Genomic DNA, 24,478 nt, shown 5'->3' with positions numbered 1-24,478 from the left:
CTACATTAGATGATGACCCCAATAGATCCAGGGGAAGCCGCGTCGCGGCCTCCATTGTTGTTGTGGTGATGGCCGCCTCGGCAGCCTAGAGATGGTCGAGAATGTCGAAATGATCGCAGTCCGGCAGGTCGACGAGATCCGCCCTGCCACCGGCAGCGTTCAGTGCGCTCACGAAGTCGCGTCCCTGGCGACGGAAGGCGGGCGAGTCGTGCTCGGCGATCAACACTCGGCTCGGCGGCAGTCCGGTCAGCTCACCGAACAGCGGGCTCAACGCCCGGGCCTGCGCCGGGTCGAGCGAAAGCGGTACATTGACGTAGGTGTCGACCAGCGGCGTCAGGTCATAGACACCGCTGACCAGCAGCAGCGCGTCGATGTCCTTGCCTGCCTCATCAGCCACTCGACAGGCCAGTTGGGCCCCGGCACTGTGACCGCCGAGCGTCACGGCGTCGACACCGCCCCGCGCATCGAGCGCCGTCCGCGCCTCCGCCAGCCCGCGCGCGCACTGCTCGCCCATGGTCTCGATTGATGTCGCCGGCGCCAGCCCGTAGCCCAGGGAAGCGAAGGCCATGCCTCGTGCCAGATAACGCTCGGCCAGGAAGTCAGTGGCGGTATGGTCCAGTTCCTGCCAGTAACCTCCATGGATGAAGGCCATCAATGGCCAGGGGCCGTCGCCCCGAGGCACGAAAAGATCCAGCCTGGCCAGTGGATCGTCACCATAGGCAAGCCGGCATGGCGCATGGCGCTCGACCACCTGCCGCCCCATCGCCGCCTGCCGCGCCAGGGTGGCTGCGACATCCCGGGCGTAGTGGCTCGGTGAATACTCGCGATCCAGGGCATCGCTCATGGCGCATCCTCAGGTTACGGCACCGCGCACGTTGAAGCGCGACTCCCGGTACTCGCCGGTTTCCAGCACCTCGCGGAAATGCCCGGCGGCCTGCCAGACATCTTCGAAGCTCAGGTAGAGCGGCGTGAAGCCGAAACGCATCAAGCCGGGCTCGCGGTAATCGCCGATCACACCCCGGGCGATCAGCGCCTGGACGATGGCGAAGCCATTCTCGGTGTCCACCAGCGATACCTGGCTGCCCCTCTCCCCGGCCGCCGGGGTGATATCGGTAATGCCGTAGGATTCGAGCAAATCAGCCAGACAATCGCGAAACAGCTCGCTCATCGCCAGGCTCTTGGTGCGCAATGCCTGGAGATCGACGTCCTGCCACATGTCGAGCGATGCCTCCAGGGCACGGTAGGTCAACGCCGAGTGGGTCCCGGTGCGAAAGCGGGTGATATCGCCGGCCGGGGCATAATCCGCCTCGAAGTCGAAGGGCGCGGCATGACCGTGCCAGCCGGAAAGCGGCTGCCAGCCACCGTCCTGGTGATCGCGCTGGACGTACAGGAACGCCGGGGCACCAGGGCCACCGTTGAGGTACTTGTAGGTGCAACCCACGGCATAACGGGCCCCGCAGCCGTTCAGGTCCACCGGCAAGGCCCCAGCCGAGTGGGCCAGGTCCCAGATGATCTCGGCGCCGTGTGCATGCACCTGGCGGGTGACGGCCGCCATGTCGCGCAACGCACCGGTACGGTAATTGACCTGGCTCAGCACCACCACATCGACACCGTCGAGATGTGCCTCGAGCGGCGCCCCCTCGGGCAGGAAACGATGCTCATGCCCGCCGAAGCGACTGAAGCCCTGGGCGATGTAGCCATCGGTGGGAAAGTTGCCGCCCTCGCTCAGTACCACCCCGCGTCCTTCATCACGCTGGCCGATGATATAGCCCAGCAACTTGAAGATGTTGAGCGTGATGTTATCGGTGACGATCACCTCGCCCTCACCCGCCCCCAGCACCGGGGCAAGCCGGTTACCGAGCCGTTCCGGCGCATCGAACCATCCCTGATTCCATCCCTTGATCAGCTCGTCACGCCACTGATCCAGGGTCTCGGCGACCGCATCTCGGGCCGCAAGGGGTTGGGCACCGAGGGAATTGCCATCGAGGTAGAGCACGCCCTCCGGCAGCGCGAAGCGCTCCTTGAAGGTCGCCAGTGGATCCTGGCGATCAAGCTCACGAACACGATCCAGGTTCACTCTCATATCGAATCTCCGGGCAGGCAAAGGGAATCGCTGCAGGGCATTCTAGGAGCAGATGGATGACGAGAGGTTGCGTTTTTCCACGCTAAACCCCACTTTTATGCAAAATTATTGCGCATAATGGCTTTATAAAGAGAAATGACATCACTCGACCGTTTTGATCTGAAACTCCTGCATATCCTGCAGCGCGATGCCCGCCTGACGCTGGGGCAACTCTCAGAGCGGGTGAACCTTTCCACCAGCCAATGTTCGCGACGCCTTGCACGACTGGAACGCGAGGGCGTGATCCAGGGATATTCGCTTCGCGTCTCCCCCGACGCCCTGGGCCTGCAGGTCACGGCCTTCATTTTCCTTTCCATGGACAAGCACCGCATGGACGACCCGCGAAGCGCCGTAGCCGCTCTGCTGAAACGGGACGAGGTGATCGAGTGCCATACCGTTACCGGCAACCACGATTTCATCATCAAGGTGGTGGTGGGCAGCCTCGGTGCGCTGTCGAGCTTCCTTGCCGAAGTGGTCAGTCCTCTGGACGGCATCCACGACATTGCCACTCAGGTCGCCATGGACACCCTCAAGACCAACGGGCCACTGAGAACGGACTGACGTCTTCACTGCCGATTCCGGCTAGTTTCCGCGATACGTCGCGATACACTGGCCACATCGATTCGGGATGCCGGAGGAGAACGCCATCATGCTGGACCCCGCCCAGTGCCGCCAGGCTCGTCTGGCTCGGGATGCCCGGTTCGACGGCCGCTTCTTCATCGCGGTGACCAGCACCGGCGTCTACTGCCGCCCGATCTGCCCGGCCACCCCACCCCATGAACGCAACGTGCGTTACTACGAGAGCGCCCTGGCCGCCTCGCAGGATGGCTTTCGCCCCTGCCTGCGCTGCCGGCCGGACAGTGCACCGGATTCGCCCGCCTGGCGTGGCCCCCACACCACCTTCGAACGAGCCCTGCGGCTGATCGACGAGGGCGCCCTGAGCGAGGCCACCTTGGGCGCGCTCTGTGAGCGCCTGGGCATCGGCGAACGTTATCTGCGCCAGTTGTTCCAGCAACGTCTCGGCGTCTCACCCAAGTCCTATGCGCTGCATCGCCAGTGCCTGTTCGCCAAGCAACTGCTGCATCAGACCAGGCTGCCCGTCACCGAGGTCGCCCACGCCAGCGGTTTTCGCAGCCTGAGGCGTTTCAACGACGCCTTTCGCCGCCACATCGGCCTGGCTCCTCGGGAATTGCGCCGCCACGGTGGCGATGGCGGCGACGACCTGACGCTGACGCTCGCCTACCGGCCGCCCTATGCCTGGCAGTCCTTACACGGCTTCCACCGCCAACGCGCCATCGAAGGCCTGGAGTGGGTCGGCGAGCATCACTATGGCCGCCATATCCGTTGGGGCAACGCCCGCGGCTGGTTCACCGCCGAGCATCATCCCGAACACCACGCTTTCCGCGTGCACCTGGCGCTGGACGATCTTGCTGCCCTGGCACCGGTGGTACGGCGGATTCGCCGGGTTCTCGACCTGGATGCCGATACCGCTACCATCGAGGCCCATCTCGGTCGTGTCGTGCCGGGGTTGCCGCTGATTGCGGGCCTGCGCCTGCCCGGCGTCTGGTCGCCATTCGAGGCCGGCGTGCGGGCGATCCTCGGCCAGCAGGTCTCCATCGTCGCCGCGCGTCGACTGGTCGGCACCCTGGTCGCCCGACTGGGCGAGCCGACCGAGCATGGCCATCATTTCCCCACGCCCGAGTCCATTGCCGCCAGCGAACTCGCCTTCCTGCGCATGCCCGGTGCACGCAAGGCGACCCTGCAACGCTTCGCGAGCTGGTACGCTGGTGCCGGATCGGGCGACGATCCGCTCCAGTGGACGGCCCTCAAGGGCATCGGTCCCTGGACGGCAAACTACGCCGCCATGCGCGGTATAGGGCATCCCGACATCTGGCTGGATGGCGACGCCGGGGTACGACGAGCCCTTGGCCACCTGGGCGGCATCGACCCGGCCGACGCCGCACCCTGGCGCAGCTACCTGACCCTTCAGCTATGGTCTCGGGAGCCGGCGCCCGACAACCTGGAACCGAACGTCATGGAGGCGAGCCGATGACCGACGCCCTCGACTACTACCAGCCCCCGCAAAGCGACGCCCTCGGCCTACTGCGCCTGAGCGCCACGGCCTCGGGCATCAACGAGATCGCCTTCGTCATGGAAAAGGACGCTGCGCCACGCCCCAACGAGATCACCGAGCGTGCCCGGCAGCAGCTCGCCGAGTATTTCGCCGGCGAACGCCGCGAGTTCGACCTGCCGCTCGCGCCCGAAGGCACCGACTTCCAGCAGCGCGTCTGGGAGGCGCTCACCACCATTCCCTACGGGCAGACCCGCAACTACGCCGAGATCGCCGAGCAACTCCGCTGCAAGGGCGGCCAGCGCGCGGTGGGAGCCGCCAACGGCAAGAACCCCATCGCCATCGTCGTGCCCTGCCACCGGGTGATCGGCAGCGACGGCCGACTCACCGGCTACGCCGGTGGCATCGGGCGAAAGCAATGGCTGCTGGCCCACGAAGCCGGCGAGATTTCTTTTCAACTGGCATGAAGTGGCTCGCTCAGACGGCATCCTCCTGCAGGGTGCCGAGCCGGCGCACGCTGGCGACGAAGTCGCTGAAGCGCTCGCCCTGGATGAGCACGTGATCGCGTAGCGCCCGCTCGGCCCGCTCGGCCTCTCCGGCCTCGATGGCAGCGACAATCTCGCGATGCTCCTCCAACGAGCTGCCCATGCGCTGACGCACCTGAAGCTGCAGGCGTCGGTAGGGCTTGAGCCGCTGCTTCAACTGGCGCGCCTCGCTATCCAGAAAACCGTTGTGGCTGGCCCGATAGATGCAGTCGTGAAAGGCCGCGTTCTCGTAATAGTACTCGTCGGGATCGCCCGCCCGAGCTGCCGTCTCGCATCGCGCCAGGGCCTCGCGCAGCTCCGTCAGTTCCGCGTCGCTGATCCGCCGGGCGGCCAACCGCCCGCACATTCCCTCCAGCTCGGCCATCACCTCGAACATCTCGATCAACTGATCGATGCCCACCTTGGCCACGAAGGTTCCCTTCTTCGGCGAGACCGTGACCAGACCGCTGGCCACCAGCTGCTGGATCGCCTCGCGCACCGGCGTGCGCGACACCTCGAACTCACGGCCCAGAGCTTCCGGATCCAGGCGCTCCCCCGGTGCGCGCCGCCCATTGATGATGTCGTCTTCCAGTGCATCCCGAAGTCGCTGCGTATTCGACCGTTTCATGGTCTGGGCTCCTCTCTTCACGCGCTTGCCTCACCCCTTGGTCTAAGGTCCTAAATTTGACACTGGTATTTCAATACGGCTATTGAAGTATACATCAGCCTAGCTGATACACACTTCATACAAGAACAATCTCCAAGGAGACGCCATGAAACGCTCATACATGCCACCCCTGGTGGCCGGCCTGGCTATCGCCACGCTCGCCGCCAGTTCTACCGCGGCTGCCCAGACGGTACTGCGCGCCTCCCACCAATTTCCCGGCGGGCAAGGCGACGTGCGTGATGAAATGGTCCAACTGATGGCCGAGAGGGTCGCCGACGCCGATGTAGGGCTCGAAGTCGAGGTCTATCCCGGTCAGTCGCTGTTCAAGGCACGCGAGCAGTGGGCCGCTCTGTCTCGGGGCCGGTTGGACATCACCGCGCTGCCGCTCGACTACGCCAGCGGCCGCCACCCCGAGTTCTCCGCTACCCTGATGCCCGGCCTGGTGCGCAACCACGAGCACGCCCAGCGGCTGAACGACTCCGAGTTCATGGGCATGATCAAGGACGTCATCCAGGAAGGTGGCGCCCGAGTGCTGGCCGATGCCTGGCTGGCCGGTGGCTTCGCCTCCAGCGATCGCTGCATCACCTCGCCGGACACCGTCGAGGGCCAGAACTTCCGCGCCGCCGGCCCGGCCTTCGAGGAAATGCTGGAAGCCGCAGGCGCATCGATCACCTCCATGCCCTCCTCGGATATCTACACCGCCATGCAGACCGGCGTGCTGGATGCCGCCAACACCTCATCGATGTCCTTCGTCTCGTACCGCATCTACGAGCAGGTCGAGTGCCTGACCGAACCCGGCGAGCACGCCCTGTGGTTCATGTACGAACCGATCCTGATCGCCGAGCAGAGCTGGCAGAAACTCGACGAGGCGCAGCAGCAGGCGCTCATGGAAGCCGGCCAGGACGCCGAGGAGTTCTTCGCCGAGCAGGCAGCCGGCCTGGACCAGCAGATGGTCGATGTCTTCGAGGAGAACGGCGTCGAGGTCGTGAGCATGAGCGAAGAGGACTACAACGCCTGGCTGGAGATCGCCAAGCAGAGCGCCTACAAGAACTTCGCCGAGAACGTCCCCGATGGGCAAGCCCTCATCGATGCCGCCCTGGCCGTCGATTGACCCACCGGCTCCGCCACCGACACCGGCCCACCACGCCGGTGTCCCTGACTTCGGGAGGACGACATGGCCATGGCCAATACTTCACCCTTTGCCGGACGCCTGCCACTCATCGATCTCTATATTCGCATGATGGACAGCGTCTCTCGCTACGCCGCCTACCTGGCTGCCGTGATGTTCATCGCCGGCGTGTTCGCGGTCTGCCACATGGTGTTCGTGCGCTACGTGCTGGGCATGAGCACCAGCTGGCAGACGGAATTCACTGTTTTCTCCGTCACCGGCGCCATGCTGATGGGCAGTGCCTACGTGCTGATGACCGGTGGCCATGTCGCCATTACCCTGCTGCCCGACATGGTGGGAGGCGTGGCCCGCAAGGTCATGCAGTGGATGGCCTCGCTGGTCGGCCTCGGCTTCTGCGCGGCCCTGAGCTACGGCGCCTGGATCTATCTGGCCGAGGCCTGGCATGGGCAGTGGACCACCGGCACGGTATGGAATCCGCCGCTCTGGCCGGCCCTGCTGCCGCTGGCCGTGGGCAGTAGTCTGCTGACCCTGCAGTACATCGCCGAACTGCTGCGCGGGGAGGACTGACATGGACCCGATTACACTCGGCATCATCGTGGCCCTCGCCCTCGTGGCACTGATGGCCATCGGCACTCCCATCGCCTTCGCCCTGGGCGGCGTCTCGCTGCTCGCCCTGCTGTATGACCGGGGCCTGCCGGAACTGACCTATTTCGGCGAGACCTTCTTCGAGCGCATCGCCGACTTCGGCTTCGTTGCCATTCCCATGTTCATCCTGATGGGTGCCGCCGTGGCCTCCTCGCCCACCGGCCGCGATCTCTATCGCTCGCTGGACCTGTGGATGGGACGGCTCCCGGCAGGCCTGGCGGTCTCCAACATCGGCGCCTGCTCGATCTTCGCCGCTCTCTCTGGCTCTTCCCCCGCCACCTGCGCGGCCATCGGCAAGATGGGCATCCCCGAGATGCGCACCCGCGGCTATCCGGATGGCGTCGCCGCTGGCAGCATTGCCGCCGGCGGTACCCTGGGCATCCTGATCCCGCCCTCGGTGACCATGATCATCTACGGCATCGCCAGCGAGACCTCCATCGGCCGATTATTCATCGCCGGGGTGGTGCCGGGCTTCATGCTCGCGGGGCTATTCATGGTCTGGACCATCATTGCCTGCAAGCTGGCCGGCGGCTATCAGGCACCAATAGCCCAGACAACCGAGCGCCTGAAGGAGACCGTCAAGACCAACGTCGACTCCAACATCAAGGCCTTGATCCGGGTGCTGCCCTTCCTGGCCGTGGTAGCGGGCATCCTGTTCGCGCTCTACGGCGGAGTGGCCACGCCTTCGGAGGCCGCCGGCGTCGGCGCCTTTCTGTGCCTGGCACTGGCCATTCTCATCTACCGCATGTGGCAGGTCGGTCCCATCAAGCTGATCATGCGCGACTCTCTGCGCGAGAGCGTGATGATCATGCTGGTGATCGCCTGTGCCGAGGTGTTCGCCTACGCCCTGTCGTCGCTGTTCATCACCCAGACCGTGGCCGGCGCCATCGCCGAGCTGGAGGTCAATCGCTGGGTGCTGATGGGTGTCATCAATGTCTTCTTGCTGGTAGCCGGCTTTTTCCTGCCGCCGGTGGCGGTGATCGTGATGACCGCCCCGATCCTGCTGCCAATCATTCTGGCCGCCAACTTCGATCCTTACTGGTTCGCCGTGGTGCTGACCATCAACCTGGAGATCGGCCTGATCACGCCGCCGGTCGGCCTCAACCTCTTTATCATCAAGGGCATCGCACCGGACATCTCGTTGCGCGACATCCTGTTCGGCAGCCTCCCCTACGCACTGTGCATGGTGCTGGGAATCGTCCTGCTGTGTCTCTTCCCGGGCCTTGCCCTGTGGCTACCCGACCTGCTCATGGGCTGAAGGAGTCGACGTCATGAACATGACCTTCCTGCAGGAGATGTTCAACAACATCACCCAGCGCGACGCCTTGCTGCGACGTCGCCACGGGTACAACACCAATCCTGACCACGCCGACCTGGTGGGCGCCTGTCGTGCCCTGCTGGAAAGCGATGGCGAGGCCTCGAGCATCGCCCTGGCCAGCCGCGCCCTGGCCATGTACGAGCGGCTGGATGGCAGCGAACGCCGGCGTTTCTTCGCCCGGCTCGCCGAGGAATTCGCCGCCGATCCGACACGGATCGACCAGGCCTACGCCGCCTATCGCGAGTCTCGCGACAACGCCACCCTGAACGGCCTGTTCGAGGCCTGCGAACCACGGCGTCAGGAGCTGTTCCGGCGACTCAACCTCGCCCGCGACGGCACCTATCAACTGGTCCGCATGCGCGAGGTCCTGCTCGCCCTGCGTCGCGAACACCCAGAGCTGGCGGGCATCGATGCCGACTTCGCCCACCTCTTCGCCTCCTGGTTCAATCGCGGCTTCCTGATGCTCAAGCGCATCGACTGGAACACACCGGCCTCGCTGCTCGAGCGCATCATCCACTACGAGGCGGTGCACGAAATCCACGACTGGAACGACCTTCGTCGACGGCTCGATACCCGTGACCGGCGCTGCTTTGCCTTCTTCCATCCCGCCATCGGCGATGAACCGCTGATCTTCGTCGAAGTGGCGCTGTGCAAGGGCTTGCCGGATCACATCCAGCCGATCCTGGCGGGAGAAGACAGCGACGTGGAAGCACCCGAGGATGCCGACACCGCCGCCTTCTTCGGCATCAGCAACTGCCAGACCGGGCTACGCGGCATTTCCTTCGGCAACTTCCTGATCAAGCAAGTGGTGCAGGAACTCAAGCAGGAACTGCCCCAGCTCAAGCACTTTGTCACCCTCTCGCCGGTGCCGGGCTTTGCCCAATGGCTGAAGGCACAGCGTGACGACGACAGTACGTCCGAGGCCCAGCGCGAGGCGCTCGCGGCCCTGGACGAGCCGGGCTGGCACCGGGATCCCGAACGTGCCGAGGCCCTCAAGGCCGTCGTGCGGCCGATGGCCGCCCGCTATCTGACGCAGGAAAAGAACGACCGGGGGTTGCCGCTCAACCCGGTGGCTCGCTTTCACCTCGGCAACGGCGCCGAGCTGCATCGCATCAACTGGCTCGGCGACATCTCCGACAAGGGGCTCGAGCAGGCCGTCGGCCTGATGGTCAATTACCTCTACGTGCTCAACGACATCGAACGCAACCACGAGAACTACACCGCCAACGCCACCGTGGCCTGCTCGAGCGAGGTACGCGACCTCGCCCGCAAGGCCAGGAAACAGCAGGCCAAGGGAGAGCTGAAATGAGCCACAACCTCTTCGAGAGCTTCGCCAGCCGCATGCAGCAGCGCGGCGACGCCGATTTCATAACCACCCGCGAGGGTCGACGCTACTCCTACGCCGACACACTCGCCGAAAGCGCGCGCCTGGCCGGCGCCCTGACCGAGCTGGGCGTCTCGCCCGGCGACCGGGTCGCCGTCCAGGTCGACAAGAGCCCCGAAGTCATCCTGCTCTACCTCGCCTGCCTACGAATCGGCGGCGTCTATCTGCCCCTCAACACCGGCTATACCTTTGATGAGATCCGCTACTTCCTCGGCGACGCCGAACCCGCCCTGTTCGTCTGCCGGCCCCAGGTCCACGAGGATGCCCGTGCCATTGCCGCCGAGGCCGGCTGCCCGGCGGTGGAAACCCTGGGAGCCAATGCCGACGGCAGTTTGCTGGATAAGGCCGCACGCGCCACGCCGCGCAACGAGACAGTGCCACGCGAGGCCGACGACCTGGCCGCCATTCTCTACACCTCCGGCACCACCGGTCGCTCCAAGGGTGCCATGTTGACCCACCGCAACCTCGCCTCCAACGCCGAGACCCTGGTGGAAGCCTGGCGCTTCGAGGCGGAAGATCGACTGATCCACGCCCTGCCCATCTTCCACACCCACGGCCTGTTCGTGGCCTGCAACGTCAGCCTGATGGCCGGCTCGAGCATGCTCTTCCTGCCCAGGTTCGACGCCGAGGTCATCCTCGAGGAAATGCCCCGCGGCAGCGTGATGATGGGCGTGCCCACCTTCTACACCCGACTGGTGGCCGACGAGCGCCTGACGGCCGAGCGCACCGCCAATATGCGGCTGTTCGTCTCCGGCTCCGCCCCTTTAACCGCCGAGACCCATGAAGCCTTCGAGACCAGAACCGGGCACGCCATCCTCGAGCGCTACGGGATGACCGAAACCAACATGAACATCTCCAACCCCTATGACGGCCCGCGCCGCGCCGGCACCGTCGGCAAGCCGCTGCCCGGTGTGGAAATCCGCATCACCGACCGCGATACGGGTGAGGAAGTCGCCGAAGGCGAGATCGGCCTGCTGCAGGTACGCGGCCCGAACGTCTTCATCGGCTACTGGCGCATGCCCGAGAAGACCCGCGAGGAGCTGCTGGAAGACGGCTTCTTCATCACCGGTGACCTGGCCATGATCGACGATCACGGCTACGTGCAAATCGTCGGTCGCGACAAGGATCTGGTGATCTCCGGCGGCTACAACGTCTATCCCAAGGAAGTCGAACAGGTGATCGACGAGCTCGAAGGCGTACAGGAGTCGGCGGTGATCGGCCTGCCCCATCCGGACTTCGGCGAAGGCGTCACGGCGGCGGTAGTCTGCGAGCCGGGCGCCAGCCTCGACGAAGCGCAGGTGCTCGATCACCTGCAGGGCCGCCTGGCCAAGTACAAGCAGCCAAAACGCGTCTTCTTCATCGACGCCCTGCCCCGCAACACCATGGGCAAGGTGCAGAAGAACGAGCTGCGCCAGCGCTTCGACGCTACCTACCGCTGAGTCGCCCTGCCTCCCATGACGGCACCCCGACGGCGGTGCCGTCGCTGATCCGCATGACGAGCGGCGATTTGCCAGGCGCCTGAGCCACGAATCTCAGCATCAATTGATTTTCGCCTTCATTTCTGTAATTCTCGACATATGGACAATGAAAAGATTCTCGACGCCTTCACGGCACTTTCCCAGGCGACCCGCCTGGCGACCTTCCGCGTCCTGGTACGGTACGAACCGGAAGGTCTCCCGGCCGGCGAGATCGCCCGGCTACTGGATGTGCCGCACAACACCATGTCGACGCATCTGGGCGTGCTGTCGCGGGCAGGACTGGTGAGCTCGCGTCGACAGAGCCGCTCGATCATCTATCGAGCCAACCTGGATCACATGCGAGAGACACTCAGCTTCCTGGTGCGCGACTGCTGCGCCGGACGCGCCGAACTGTGTGAACCGCTCCTTCGGGAGTTGCAACACCCCGCCGCCGACTGCAGCCGAGAGGCTGGCGAGAACCTGTGCAACGGTGAGGACGCCTCATGAGGCTGGATCAATTACCCAACATCGACCCCGAGTACTTGCACCCCATCGACGTCGACGCTCTGGTCGGCCCGGACCAACCTCGTCATCCCCCGCGCATTCTGGTGCTGTACGGCTCGCTGCGCGAACGTTCCTACTCGCGCCTGCTCTCCGAGGAAGCCGCACGCTTGCTGCGCTGGTTCGGTTGCGACGTGCGCACCTTCAATCCCTCCGGCCTGCCGCTGCCCGACGATACCGACGCCGAGCACCCCAAGGTGCAGGAGCTGCGCGACCTGGCCGAGTGGAGCGAGGGCATGCTGTGGGTCAGCCCCGAACGTCACGGCGCCATGACCGGCATCATGAAGGCCCAGATCGACTGGATACCCCTGGCGCTGGGCGGTGTCAGACCGACCCAAGGCAAGACACTCGCGGTCATGGAGGTCTCCGGCGGTAGCCAGAGCTTCAATGCCGTCAATCAACTGCGCATCCTCGGCCGCTGGATGCGCATGCTGACCATCCCCAACCAGTCGTCCGTGCCCAAGGCCTTCAACGAGTTCGACGAGGCCGGTCGCATGCATCTTTCGCCGCTCTACTACCGGGTCGTCGATGTCTGCGAGGAACTAGTGAAGTTCACCTGGATGACGCGCGGGCGCGCCGCTTACCTGACCGACCGTTACTCGGAGCGGGTAGAGAGTGCCGAAGCCGTGTCCCGACGCGTCAATCAGGCCACGCACTGAAAGGATCGCCGACAGAAGGGAATCGAACATGCTGGCTTTCGCCATCTTCGTGGCCACGCTGGTGCTGGTCATCTGGCAGCCGAAAGGGCTGGGTATCGGTTGGAGCGCCCTGGGCGGCGCGGCAGTGGCACTGGCCACCGGCGTGGTCGACTGGGGCGATGTGGATACCGTCTGGCACATCGTCTGGGACGCTACCTTCACCTTCGTCGCCCTGATCATCATCTCGCTGATCCTCGACGAAGCGGGCTTTTTCGCCTGGGCCGCACTGCATATCGCCCGCTGGGGCAACGGCCGCGGCCGCCTGCTGTTTCCACTGATCGTGATGCTCGGCGCGATGATCGCGGCGTTGTTCGCCAACGATGGCGCGGCCCTGCTGCTGACGCCCATCGTCATCGCCATCCTGGCGCGGCTCGATTTCAGCCCGGGGGCTGCCCTGGCCTTCATCATCGCCACCGGCTTCGTCGCCGACTCGACCAGCCTGCCGCTGATCATCTCCAACCTGGTCAACATCGTCAGCGCCAACTACTTCGATATCGGCTTCACGCGCTACGCCCAGATCATGGTACCGGTCGACCTGGTCTCGCTGATCGCCACCCTCGTCGTGCTGGGCTGGTACTTCCGCCGCGATATCCCCGCCCGCTACGATGTCGAGCGACTCGAGGCACCGGCCTCAGCGATTCGCGATCACCAGGTCTTTCGCGCCGCCTTTCCGCTGCTGGGCGTGCTGCTGATCGCCCTGTTCCTGACGACCCGCTGGCCGATCCCGTTCGCTGCCATCATGGGCGTGGCCGCCATCGTGCTGATGGCCATCGCCGGTCGATGGCTGACGCCAGGACATCTGCATGTCATCCCGCTTCGCAAGGTCATCGCCAACGCTCCCTGGCAGATCGTGCTGTTCTCGCTGGGCATGTACCTGGTGGTCTATGGCCTGGGCAATGCCTGGCTGACCGCCCGAGCGGCGAATGTGCTGGTGTGGTTGGGCCAGCAAGGCACGATCGTGGCGACCCTCGGCACCGGCTTCGCCTCCGCCATCCTGGCCTCACTGATGAACAACATGCCCTCCACGCTGATCGGCGCGCTGGCCATCGACCAGGCGGATGTCGCGCAGCAGACTCAGCAGTTGATGGTCTACGCCAACGTCATCGGCAACGACCTAGGGCCCAAGTTCACCCCCATCGGCAGCCTCGCCACCCTGCTCTGGCTACATGTGCTGGCCGGCAAGGGCTACCGCATCGGCTGGGGGCAGTACATGAAGGTCGGGCTGGTCATCACCCCGCCGGTGCTGCTGGCCACGCTGCTCGCCCTGGCACTGTGGCTGCCCGTGTTGCCGGCCCCCTAGATCGTTCATGCCCGAAGCGCCCGGACTCAGGAGTGCAGTGCCGCCGTGTCGCGCTCACACCGGCAGATGCAGGATGGCGCTGCGCAGCGCGGCCTCGTCGGCCCACAGCTTGCCCAGGGTCAGCGGCAGCGAGAAGCGACGCCGGCCGGCACCGCCAGGATTGAACAGCAGCCGGCCGTTGCGCCATTCGTTGCGCGCCTTGTGGGAGTGGCCATGCAGCACGACGTCGCAGGAAGTGGCACTATCGAAGTCGGCGATGTCGTGCACCAGGTGCAGACGCCAGCCGTTGACCACCAGATCGAGATGCCAGGGCAGCCGCTCGGCCCAGGCCGCGGTGTCGACGTTGCCCCGCACCGTATGGACCGGCGCCAGCTCGGCCAACCGCTCGAGTATCGCCGCATCCTGATCGCGGCTGCCCACATCGCCGAGATGCAGGATCAGCCCGCAACCCTCGAGCATCGTCAGCGCCTCGTCGCGCAGTGTGCCGTGAGTGTCGGCGATCACACCGATCGGCGTGTCGCATTCGAAACGTTCGGTGTTCATGCGCCAGCTCCCGTGATGCACGCAGTCCCATGCTTGACGCCAGTGATTGTCCTTGACCAGCAACCACCACATTTATACCGCCACCGATTTGCGGCACCATGAAGGCATGCTCGCCGCCGCGAAGGAACTGCCATGCTCGCCACATCCGACACCACCCTGCAACCCGGCTTCATGGTGGTGCATGGCAATCGCCTGGAGGACCTGCGCGACCTGGCGGTGACCTGGATGCGCAGCCATCCGCTGACGCCGCTGGAAGACGAGACCATCCTGGTGCAGAGCAACGGCATCAGCCAGTGGCTCAAGCTCGCCCTGGCCGCCGATGATCCGCAGGGCAGTGGCGTGGCGGCGGCGCTCGACGTCACCCTGCCGGCGCGCTTCCTGTGGCAGGCCTACCGCAGCGTGCTGGTGCATCGCGAGGGCGAGGGTGCCGTCCCGCCGGAGTCGCCGCTCGACAAGCCCCGGCTGATCTGGCGGCTGATGCGCCTGCTGCCCGCCCTGCTCGACGACCCGCTGTTCGCCCCGCTGGCGCGCTTTCTGGCCGATGACGATGACCTGCGCAAGCGCCACCAGCTCGCCGAGCGCCTGGCCGATCTGTTCGACCAGTACCAGGTCTACCGCGCCGACTGGCTGGCGGCCTGGGCGGAAGGCCGCGACGAGCTCATCGACGCCCGCGGCCAGGCCCGGCCGCTCGACGACGATCAGCGCTGGCAGCCCGCCCTGTGGCGCTACCTGCGCGACGACATCGGCGCGACGGGGCTGGGCACCAGCCGTGCCCTGGTGCACAGCCGCTTTCTCGAAGCCTGCAAGGAACTTACCCCCGAGACGCGTCCTGCCGGCCTGCCGCGTCGTGTCATGGTGTTCGGCATCTCCTCGCTGCCCCGCCAGACCCTCGAGGCCCTGGCCGCCATCGCCCGAGTCAGCCAGGTGGTGCTCTGCGTGCACAACCCATGTCGCCACTACTGGGCCGACATCATAGAGCACAAGGACCTGCTGCGTGCCGCACGCAAGCGCCAGCAACGCCGCCCCGGCATGCCCATCGAGCTGGACGACACCCAACTGCACCTCCACGCCCAACCACTGCTGGCCGCCTGGGGCAAGCAGGGCCGCGACTACCTGCGCCTGCTCGACGAATTCGACGACCAGGAAAGCTACCGAGCCCGCTTCGAGGCCGAGTCGCTGCGCATCGACCTCTTCGAGTCGCCGCTGGAAGGCTGCGACGCACCCGGCCTGCTCCAGCAGTTGCAGGACGACATCCTCGAGCTGCGCCCGCCGAGCGAGACCCGCGACACCTGGCCGGCCGTCGACCCGGAGCACGACACCAGCCTGCGCTTCCATGTCGCCCACAGCGCCCTGCGCGAGGTCGAGATCCTCCATGATCAGTTGCTGGCCGCCTTCGACGCCGACCCGAGCCTCAAACCCCGCGACATCCTGGTCATGGTGCCCGACATCGACACCTACACCGCCGCCGTCCAGGCGGTGTTCGGGCGATTGGCACCGGACGATCCGCGCCATATTCCCTTCACGCTCTCCGACCAGACCAGCCGCCACCGCCAGCCGCTGCTGATCGCCCTGGAGGCGCTACTGCACCTGCCCGAATCGCGGCTCAGCGTGGGCGAGCTGCTTGACCTGCTCGAAGTGCCCGCCCTGCGCCAGCGCTTCGGGCTCGACGCCGAGGCCCTGCCGGTACTGCGCCGCTGGATCGAAGGCGCCGGCATTCGTTGGGGACTCAGCGCCGACCAGCGTGCCCGCCTCGACCTGCCCGACGGGCTCACCGCCAACACCTGGGTCTTCGGCCTGCGCCGCCTGTTGCTTGGTTATGCGGTGGGCGACAACGCCGACGGCCCCTGGCACGGCATTGAGCCGTTCGGCGACATCGGCGGCCTGGAAGCCGCGCTGGCCGGCCCGCTGGTGGATCTGCTCGATACCCTGGACACTCTCTGGCGCCGCCTGAGCGAGCCCGCCGACGTAGCCACTTGGTGCCAGCGCTTGCGCGAGCTGCTCGCCGACTGCTTCAGCGCCGCCGACGAAGCCGATCTCACCACCCTGACCCGGCTCGAGGAACTGCTCGACGAATGGCGCGACACCACCGAGGATGCCGGCCTCGAGGAGCCCCTGCCGCTCTCGGTAGTACGCGAGCACTGGCTCGGCCAGATCGACGGCAACAACCTCTCCCAGCGCTTCCTGGCCGGCGCGGTGAACATCGCCACCCTGATGCCGATGCGCGCCATTCCCTTCCGCCACGTCTGCCTGCTGGGCATGAACGACGGCGACTACCCGCGCACCCAGCGCCCGCTGGACATCGACCTGATGGGCCACGACTACCGTCCCGGCGACCGCTCGCGCCGCGAGGACGACCGCTACCTGTTCCTCGAGGCGCTGCTCTCGGCCCGCGAGCGGCTGATGATCAGTTGGGTCGGCCGCAGCATTCACGACAACGCCCTACAGCCGCCCTCGGTGCTGCTCGGCCAGTTGCGCGACCATATCGCCGACGGCTGGCGCCTGGCCGGGCACGCAGCGGATGAACAGGCAGGCGACGGCCAGGCGCTGCTCGATGCCCTGACCACCGAGCACCCGCTGCAGCCCTTCAGCCGCACCTACTTCCGCCAGTCCCACCGCCCCGACGCCACCGCCGACCAGGGGCTGTTCACCTATGCCCATGAATGGCGGGCGATTCATGCACCGCAGAGTGCCAAGGGACGCGACTCAACGGCCACGCCGACAAACGCCACAAGCTGTGCGCGCACCCCCACCTTGCCCCCCATGGCCCAGGAAACTCCACTGACGCTCAAGCAACTCGGCGCCTTCCTCAAGGATCCGGTCAAGGCCTTCTTCCACACCCGGCTCGGCGTGTACCTAGAGCGCGAGGCTGCCGAAAGCCCCGACCACGAGCCCTTCGACCTCGACGGCCTGGCCCACTGGCAACTCCAGAACGAGTTGATCGGCGCCGGGCGACGCGCCGTGGAAGCCAGCGAGCCGCCCATGCCCGTCGTCGACGAGACCCTGGCGCGGCTCGAGCGCGAGGGCCGGCTGGCCATGGGCGGCTTCGCCCAACGCATGCGCGAGGACCTCGTCGCGCCCCTGGACGAGCTGTTCGTCAAATACGCCGAACTGCTCGACGCCTGGCCCCACGCCCGGCCGATGCCGGCACCGGTCTCGCTCTCGCTGGACGCCGACGGCGGCGAACTGGCCGTGGAGGACTGGCTCGGCGAGCTGCGCGAGAACGACCAGGGCGAAACCTGCCGCCTGCTGCTGCTCACCAGCAGCCTGATCAATCAGAGCAAGTACAACTGGAAACACTGGCTGACACCCTGGGTCGAGCATCTGGCCGCCCAGATCGCCGTCGGCCCGATGATCACCGAGCTGCGCTCCCGGGCCGGCGAGGGCACGCTGTATCCGCTGCCCGCAGACGAAGCCCGCGCCCGGCTGACCGCCATCGCCTCGGCCTGGCAGGCCGGCATGACCGCGCCGCTGCCGCTGGCCCGCGACACCGCCTTCGCCTGGATCGAGAAAGGCGGCGACGCCAGCGGGGTCGAGCGCTACCTCGGCGACGCGGAGAACGCCGAAGAAACCGATCTCAAGGCCGCCAAGGCTGCCGTCCAGACCCTGGAAGGCAACGACCACCAGGGCGGCGAACTCAGCCGCGACGCCTACCTGGCCCGCCAGTGGCGCGACTTCGACGAGCTGGCCCGCCACCAGGCCGCCGGTCGACGCTTCGGCGAACTGGCCGAACGCCTCTACGGGCCACTGCACTATATGGTGAAGGTCACCCAGAAGCAGATGTCGGGCACCGCAAAGCGCCAGCCGAGGGGAGACAAGTCATGAGCGAACACGCCCCCAACCTGGACCCGATTCACCTGCCGCTGCCCGGCAGCCGCCTGATCGAGGCCAGCGCCGGCACCGGCAAGACCTTCACCATTGCCCTGCTCTACCTGCGGCTGGTGCTCGGTCCGCGCGACGCCGACGACACCGCGGCCTTTCCCCGACCACTGACGCCACCGGAAATCCTGGTGGTAACCTTCACCAACGCCGCCACCCAGGAACTGCGCGAACGCATCCGCGCCCGGCTCGTCGAAGCCGCCGACGCCTTTCAGGCCGATACCAGCGCGGTGGGGAAAGGCGCCGAAGGGGCGCCTGGAGCAGGCCTTGAAGGAAGTCCGTCCCGGAACACCACCCCCGACCTCTTCGCCGAGCCACAGAGTTCGGCAGAGCCAGCGCCCGGCAGCACCTCCACCGCCGAGCGTCCTGCGGACCCGCTGCTCGCCCTGCGCGACAGCTACCCCCGGGAAAGCTGGCCGGCCTGCGCCCGCCGCCTGCGCCTGGCCGCCGAATGGATGGACGAAGCCGCCGTCTCCACCATTCACGCCTGGTGCCACCGCATGCTGCGCGAGCACGCCTTCGACAGCGGCAGCCTGTTCGCCCTGACCATGGAACTCGACCAGTCGGCGATGGATCAGGAGATCGCCCGGGACTACTGGCGAACCTTCTACTACGCCCTCGACCCCGAGGCCCTGGGCGTGATCACCCAGCACTGGGCTTCGCCGGACGCCCTCAACGAGGCCGTCGGCCGCCTGCGGGCCCACGCCGCCGCCCTGCCCGAGGCGCCACCTCCGGCCGAGACGCTGGCCAGCGCCCGGGCCGAGCGCGAACGCATCCTCGGCGAACTCAAGGCGCCCTGGCCGGCCTGGGTCGACGAACTGGAAGCACTGCTCGATGACGCCGCCGCCCGCAAGGCGTTCAATGGCCAGAAGCTCAACGCCAAGAACCGCGCCAACTGGCTCAACAAGCTGCGCGACTGGGCCAGTGACCCCGAGGCCGTGACGCCCGATCTCACCGATGCCGCCTGGAAACGCCTGACGCCGGAGGGCCTGGCCGAGATCTGGAAGGAAGGCCCGCCGCCGACGCATCCCGCCCTGGACGCCCTGGCCGAACTGCGCGACCGCCTGGCCGAACTGCCCGAGCCCTTCGCCAACCTGCTCTCCCACGCCGTGCACTGGATGGCGCGGCGCCGCGAGACGGTCCAGCGCCGCCGTGCCGAACTCGGCCCCGACGACCTGCTGCACCGGCTCGATGCAGCCTTCCAGGGCGAGGCCGGCGAGACCCTGGCCTCGCGTATCCGCGCCCAGTTCCCGGTGGCGCTGGTCGACGAGTTCCAGGACACCGACCCGGTGCAGTACCGGCTATTCGACCACGTCTATCGACTCGCCGAGAACCGTGGTGTCGTTGATGACAGTGAAATGAGCGCGGCATCGGGCGCTGAACAGAGCGCGGCTTCGGGCGCTGAAAAGAGCGCCGTACTGCTGATCGGCGACCCCAAGCAGGCCATCTACGCCTTTCGCGGCGCCGATATTCACACCTATCTCCAGGCCCGGCGCGACACCGCCGGTCGCCACGTCACCCTCGGCACCAACTTCCGCTCCGCCGCCAACATGGTCGCCGCGGTCAACCGCGTATTCGAATACGCCGAGGCACACAACGAAGGCGGCGCCTTCCTGTTCCGCCAGGGCGGAGAAGACCCCGTTCCCTTTCAGCCCGTCAGCGCCAAGGGACGCAAGGACTCACTGACCCGCGACGGCGCGCCCCAGGCAGCCCTGACTCTCTGGCACGTCGACGCCGAGACGCCGCTGTCGAAATCCGCCTACCTGCGGGAGCTGGCCGCGCGCTGCGCCAGCCAGATGGCCGCACTGCTCCGCGAAGGCCAGGCCGGCCGAACCGGCTTCACCGAAGGCGAGGATTTCCGCCCCCTGGCGCCGTCAGATCTTGCCGTGCTGGTCAACAACGCCGGCGAGGCACGTGCCATCCGCCGTGCGCTGCTCGAGCGCGGCGTGCGCAGCGTCTACCTCTCCGACAAGGAAGGCGTGTATGAGACCGAGGCCGCCGCCGAGCTGGAGTTGTGGCTGGCCGCCTGCGCCGCACCCGACGACGACCGCGCCCTGCGCGCCGCCCTGGCCAGCCCCAGCCTCGGCCTGACGCTGGCCGAGCTGGACGCCATGAGCGGCGGCAACCAGCAGGACGAACTGGCCTGGGAAGCCCGAGTGATGCAGTTCCGCGACTACCACCGCCAATGGCGACAGCGTGGCGTGCTGCCGATGATTCACCAGATCCTCGCCGACTTCAGCGTACCAGGACGGCTGCTGGCCGTGCCCGAGGGGGAAAGGAGACTGACCGACCTCTTGCACCTCGGCGAACTCCTCCAGCAAGCCAGCAACGAGCTCGACGGCGAGCACGCCCTGCTGCGCCACCTGCGCGAGGCCATCGCCCGGCCGCAGGAACAGGGCGAGGCCCATCGCCTGCGTCTGGAGAGCGACGCCGATCTCGTTCAGGTCGTCACCATCCACAAGTCCAAGGGGCTGGAGTACCCGCTGGTCTTCCTGCCCTTCATCGCCGCGGCCCGGCCGACCAAGAAAACCGACCTGCCGCTGCGCTGGCACGATGACGAGGGCCGGCTGCACCTTTCCCTGGAAGCCGACGAGACGATACGCGAGCGTGCCGATCACGAACGGCTCAGCGAGGACATGCGCAAGCTCTACGTCGCCCTGACCCGGGCACGGCACGCCACCTGGCTCGGCCTCGCCCCGCTGGAAGGCCTGGAGCACTCGGCCATTGGCTGGCTCGTCGCCGGCGGCCAACCGCTGCCACCCGACGCCTTGCGCCCCGCGCTGGAAGCCCTCGATGACGCGGCTCATGATGGCAGCGAAGGCGCCACGGTCGTCGTCAGCGACGCCCCCGACGTGGACACCACGCCCGTACCGCCGGACGACGACGAAGCGCCACTGGCCCCGGCTCGCCGCCCGCAACGCACCATTCGCGAACACTGGTGGATCGCCAGCTACTCGGCACTACGTACCGGCGCCACTCCGGATAACGACACGGAATCCGCTACCAGCGTCGAGGCCGAGCCGTCACCGGAGCCCACCACCGCTGGCGAAGCCACGGCGATGGAAGTAATCGGCGAGCCCTACGATGCCGGCGCCGCTACGGTGAGCGAGGGCTCACTGCATAGATTTCCTCGCGGCCCCTCGGCGGGCACGTTTTTGCATGGCCTGCTGGAATGGGCCGGCCAGCACGGCTTCGCCCGGGTCGTCGAGGACGCCGAGCTGCGCGACGAGACCCTGGCCCGCCGCGCCAACCGACGCGGCTGGGAAAGCCAGATTCCCGCCCTCGCCGAATGGCTGCCCAGCCTGCTGAGCGCCGAACTGCCGGTGCCTGACAGCCCAGCGGAGACGGCCACGGACGACACCCCGCTGCGCCTCGACCAGCTCGAGAGCTACAAGATCGAGATGGAATTCTGGCTGGCCGCCCACCGGGTCGACACCCGCCGGCTGGACGCCCTCGTAAGCACTCACACACTCGGCGGAAGGCCCCGGCCGGCGCTCGACCCCGATCGGCTCAACGGCATGCTCAAGGGCTTCATCGACCTGGTGGCGGAACACCAGGGGCGCTATTACGTGCTCGACTGGAAATCCAACCACCTGGGAGCGGACGACGCCGCCTACTCGCCCGAGGCCATGATGGATGCGGTGCTCGAGAAACGCTACGACGTGCAGTACTGCCTGTACCTGCTGGCCCTGCACCGACTGCTCCGTTCCCGCCTGCCGGACTACGACATCGACCGCCATCTGGGCGGCGCGCTCTACGTCTTCCTGCGCGGCACTCGCGCGCCCTCACGCGGCGTGCATGCCGAGCGCCCATCCCACGAACTGATCGAAGGGCTCGACGCCCTGTTCCGCGACGCCGAGGAGGCCGCCGCATGACGCCGGATATCACGACTGTTTCCCCCGAGCGCGCCCTCGACGATCACGAAGCGCTGTTCGCCCTGCTCGAGCGCTGGGTGGCGCGCGGCTGGCTGCGTTCGCTCGACCGCGCCTTCGCCGATTTCCTGCGTCGCGAGGTAAGCGAGGCCTCACCCGCACTGCTGCTGGCGGCGGCACTCGCCAGCCACCAGCTCGGGCGCGGGCATGTCTGCCTCGACCTCGCCCTCACCCTGGAAACACCGGACCTCGCCCTCTCGCTGCCCCCCGAGGGGGACAGCCTGGAGGAACCGCCGCCACTGCCCAGCCAGGTGATGGCCGGGCTCGATGTCGCCACCTGGCGCGCCGCCCTGCACCAGCCTGAGCTGGTCGGCGACGGCCCCGGCGCCACGCCCCTGGTGCTCGATGGCGACGCCGAACGACCCCGGCTGTATATGCGCCGCTACTGGCAGCACGAGCAGGATATCCACAGCCGGATCTCAGCGCGGCTCACGGTCGATGAAACGACCATGGAAGCCGCCAGCCTGCGGCCGCTGCTCGATACCCTCTTCGCGCCCCGCGACGAGCTCGACTGGCAGAAGACCGCCTGCGCCCTGGCCACGCGTTCGCGCTTCGCGGTGATCACCGGCGGCCCCGGCACCGGCAAGACCACTACCGTAGTGCGCCTGCTCGCCCTGCTCCAGGCCCTCACCCTGGGCGCCGGCGAGCCCGCCCTGCGCATCCGCCTCGCCGCGCCCACCGGCAAGGCCGCCGCCCGGCTCAACGAATCCATCGCCGGCCAGGTCGGCCAGTTGCCCTTCGGCGCCCTGGCCAGCCAGGCCGAGATCGAGACAACACCGAGCGATGGCGAGACAAGCCCCGCCGCACGGCTCCACAAGGCCGTGCCGCAGGACGTTTCCACGCTACACCGCCTGCTCGGCTCACGCCCCGATACACGACGCTTCCGCCACGACCGCCATAATCCGCTGCCGCTCGACATGCTGGTGGTCGACGAAGCCTCGATGGTCGACGTGGGTATGATGGCCGCCCTGCTCGAAGCGCTGCCGCCCCACGCCCGGCTGGTCCTGCTCGGCGACAAGGACCAGCTCGCCTCGGTGGAAGCCGGCTCGATCCTCGGCGACCTCTGCGTCCGCGCCGATGGCGGCCACTACACCCCGGCCACCGCCGACTGGCTGAATGATGCCACCGGCCAGACACTGCCCGGCGACTATCTCGACGCCGACGGCCAGCCGCTCGACCAGAGCATCGCCATGCTGCGCGTCAGCCACCGCTTCACCGCCGACAGCGGCATCGGCCAACTGGCCGCCGCCATCAACGCCCCGCTCGATCGAGAGAACGAACCCGCCGAGCAGCGCCGGGCGATTCAGCAGGCTCTCAGCGCCGGCTTCGCCGACCTCTCGCACCTGAAGCTACCCAAGGACGACGAACGCCGCCTGGCCCGCCTCACGGTGACCGGCTATCCCGAAGGCTTTCCCAAGGCCGAGACAAGTACCGCCGCCGCCAGCAGAACGCCTCCGGTCGGCTATCGTCACTTTCTCTCGATCATGGCCGAGCAACGCCCGGCGGACGACGCCGATCAAACGGCCTTCGACGACTGGGCCAGAAAAGTGCTCGAAGCCCACGGCCACTTCCAACTGCTGTGCGCCTTGCGGCGCGGCCCCTGGGGTGTGGAAGGCCTGAACGAACGCGTGCGTCAGGCACTGGAAAAGGAAGGACTGATCGACAGCCAGGACGGCCGCCACCTCTGGTACCCCGGCCGCCCGGTGCTGGTGACCAAGAACGACTACGGCCTCGGGCTGATGAACGGCGATATCGGCATCACGCTGGCCATGCCGCGCCCCGATGCCAACCCAAGCGACAACAACCCACGCCTGCTGCGCGTCGCCTTCCCCGCCGGCGACGGCAGCGACCGCATCAAGTGGGTACTGCCCTCACGCCTGCAAGCCGTGGAAACCGTGTTCGCCATGACCGTACACAAATCCCAAGGCTCGGAATTCACCCACGCCGCCTTGGTACTCCCCGACGCCCCCAACCCGATTCTCACAAGGGAACTCGTCTACACCGGCATCACCCGCGCCCGCCACTGGCTGACACTGGTGGAAATCGGCCGAGGGCAACTACTGGACGCCGCGCAGCGGAGAGTGATGAGGGTAAGTGGGTTGCGGAGTTAATTGATATCAGCTCCCTTTGATCAATCATTGGTTGTGGGCCGGTTTCCGACCAGCAGCATCACTTGAGAAAGATATAACGCCGCACTCAGCGGCAAATTTGGAGCGAAGCGGAAAACTTGCCCAACAGCAGCGCTAGCGCT

18 protein-coding genes are annotated in these 24,478 nt (G+C 66.8%); 14 read left to right on the top strand and 4 right to left on the bottom strand.

The features are described from left to right. Positions 1-85: 85 nt before the first annotated feature. Entirely contained in the window at positions 86-844 is a 759-nt protein-coding gene (locus tag A9O65_RS03960) for an alpha/beta hydrolase (protein WP_064701428.1), read from the bottom strand. A gap of 9 nt (positions 845-853) precedes the next feature. Then, positions 854-2,083, bottom strand: coding sequence for a kynureninase (gene kynU / locus A9O65_RS03955; protein ID WP_064701427.1), 1,230 nt, complete (start codon positions 2,081-2,083; stop codon positions 854-856). Positions 2,084-2,218: 135 nt separating this feature from the next. Between kynU and A9O65_RS03950 the strand changes: the two genes are divergently transcribed. The 3 genes from A9O65_RS03950 to A9O65_RS03940 all read left to right on the top strand — a co-directional run bounded on the left by A9O65_RS03950 (position 2,219) and on the right by A9O65_RS03940 (position 4,660). After that, complete coding sequence (locus A9O65_RS03950; protein ID WP_064700097.1) at positions 2,219-2,683, top strand: Lrp/AsnC family transcriptional regulator; 465 nt, start codon at positions 2,219-2,221, stop codon at positions 2,681-2,683. An 88-nt stretch (positions 2,684-2,771) separates the two neighbouring features. Next, positions 2,772-4,175 carry an AlkA N-terminal domain-containing protein gene (locus tag A9O65_RS03945; protein WP_064701435.1) on the top strand — a complete coding sequence of 468 codons (1,404 nt, stop codon included), beginning with the start codon at positions 2,772-2,774 and terminating at the stop codon, positions 4,173-4,175. Beyond that, positions 4,172-4,660 carry a methylated-DNA--[protein]-cysteine S-methyltransferase gene (locus A9O65_RS03940; RefSeq protein ID WP_064701426.1) on the top strand — a complete coding sequence of 163 codons (489 nt, stop codon included), beginning with the start codon at positions 4,172-4,174 and terminating at the stop codon, positions 4,658-4,660. Before A9O65_RS03945 ends, A9O65_RS03940 begins: the two co-directional genes overlap by 4 nt. 10 nt (positions 4,661-4,670) lie before the next feature. Here the strand turns inward: A9O65_RS03940 and A9O65_RS03935 are convergent, their stop codons facing one another. After that, a complete protein-coding gene (locus A9O65_RS03935) occupies positions 4,671-5,345 on the bottom strand; it encodes a GntR family transcriptional regulator (protein WP_064700099.1) in 675 nt (224 codons plus the stop codon). Positions 5,346-5,490: 145 nt separating this feature from the next. Here A9O65_RS03935 and A9O65_RS03930 point away from each other — a divergent pair, with 145 nt between their 5' ends. The 8 genes from A9O65_RS03930 (at position 5,491) to A9O65_RS03895 (ending at position 13,876) form a co-directional block, all read left to right on the top strand. After that, on the top strand, positions 5,491-6,495 hold the full coding sequence (locus tag A9O65_RS03930) for a TRAP transporter substrate-binding protein (RefSeq protein WP_064701425.1): 1,005 nt from the start codon (positions 5,491-5,493) through the stop codon (positions 6,493-6,495). Between the two features lie 63 nt (positions 6,496-6,558). After that, positions 6,559-7,080: a TRAP transporter small permease subunit gene (locus A9O65_RS03925; RefSeq protein WP_064701424.1), complete on the top strand. Its 522-nt coding sequence runs from the start codon at positions 6,559-6,561 to the stop codon at positions 7,078-7,080. 1 nt (position 7,081) lies between these two features. Then, positions 7,082-8,416, top strand: coding sequence for a TRAP transporter large permease (locus A9O65_RS03920; RefSeq protein ID WP_064701423.1), 1,335 nt, complete (start codon positions 7,082-7,084; stop codon positions 8,414-8,416). 13 nt (positions 8,417-8,429) lie between these two features. Beyond that, positions 8,430-9,785: a malonyl-CoA decarboxylase gene (locus A9O65_RS03915; protein ID WP_064701422.1), complete on the top strand. Its 1,356-nt coding sequence runs from the start codon at positions 8,430-8,432 to the stop codon at positions 9,783-9,785. After that, positions 9,782-11,299 carry a malonate--CoA ligase gene (locus tag A9O65_RS03910; RefSeq protein WP_064701421.1) on the top strand — a complete coding sequence of 506 codons (1,518 nt, stop codon included), beginning with the start codon at positions 9,782-9,784 and terminating at the stop codon, positions 11,297-11,299. Before A9O65_RS03915 ends, A9O65_RS03910 begins: the two co-directional genes overlap by 4 nt. Positions 11,300-11,437: 138 nt before the next feature. Further along, positions 11,438-11,824: an ArsR/SmtB family transcription factor gene (locus A9O65_RS03905; protein WP_064700105.1), complete on the top strand. Its 387-nt coding sequence runs from the start codon at positions 11,438-11,440 to the stop codon at positions 11,822-11,824. Beyond that, positions 11,821-12,537 carry an arsenical resistance protein ArsH gene (arsH, locus tag A9O65_RS03900; protein ID WP_064700106.1) on the top strand — a complete coding sequence of 239 codons (717 nt, stop codon included), beginning with the start codon at positions 11,821-11,823 and terminating at the stop codon, positions 12,535-12,537. The genes A9O65_RS03905 and arsH overlap by 4 nt, the downstream gene beginning before the upstream one ends. A 28-nt stretch (positions 12,538-12,565) precedes the next feature. Further along, positions 12,566-13,876 (top strand): arsenic transporter, encoded by a 1,311-nt coding sequence (locus A9O65_RS03895; RefSeq protein ID WP_064700107.1) that lies wholly within the window; start codon positions 12,566-12,568, stop codon positions 13,874-13,876. Positions 13,877-13,930: 54 nt separating this feature from the next. Here the strand turns inward: A9O65_RS03895 and A9O65_RS03890 are convergent, their stop codons facing one another. After that, positions 13,931-14,419: a metallophosphoesterase family protein gene (locus tag A9O65_RS03890; protein WP_064701420.1), complete on the bottom strand. Its 489-nt coding sequence runs from the start codon at positions 14,417-14,419 to the stop codon at positions 13,931-13,933. 132 nt (positions 14,420-14,551) lie between these two features. Between A9O65_RS03890 and recC the strand changes: the two genes are divergently transcribed. From recC to recD, 3 genes are read left to right on the top strand one after another with little or no spacing between them, the layout of a single operon-like run. Beyond that, positions 14,552-18,241 (top strand): exodeoxyribonuclease V subunit gamma, encoded by a 3,690-nt coding sequence (gene recC / locus A9O65_RS03885; protein ID WP_064701419.1) that lies wholly within the window; start codon positions 14,552-14,554, stop codon positions 18,239-18,241. Further along, positions 18,238-22,170, top strand: a complete 3,933-nt coding sequence (gene recB / locus A9O65_RS03880) for an exodeoxyribonuclease V subunit beta (RefSeq protein WP_064701418.1) — start codon at positions 18,238-18,240, stop codon at positions 22,168-22,170. Before recC ends, recB begins: the two co-directional genes overlap by 4 nt. Beyond that, a complete protein-coding gene (gene recD / locus A9O65_RS03875) occupies positions 22,167-24,338 on the top strand; it encodes an exodeoxyribonuclease V subunit alpha (RefSeq protein ID WP_064701417.1) in 2,172 nt (723 codons plus the stop codon). Before recB ends, recD begins: the two co-directional genes overlap by 4 nt. Positions 24,339-24,478: the final 140 nt, after the last annotated feature.

Source organism: Halomonas caseinilytica, assembly GCF_001662305.1.
Classification (GTDB): Bacteria; Pseudomonadota; Gammaproteobacteria; order Pseudomonadales; family Halomonadaceae; genus Halomonas; species Halomonas caseinilytica.
This window is presented reverse-complemented; position numbering and strand designations above follow the sequence as displayed.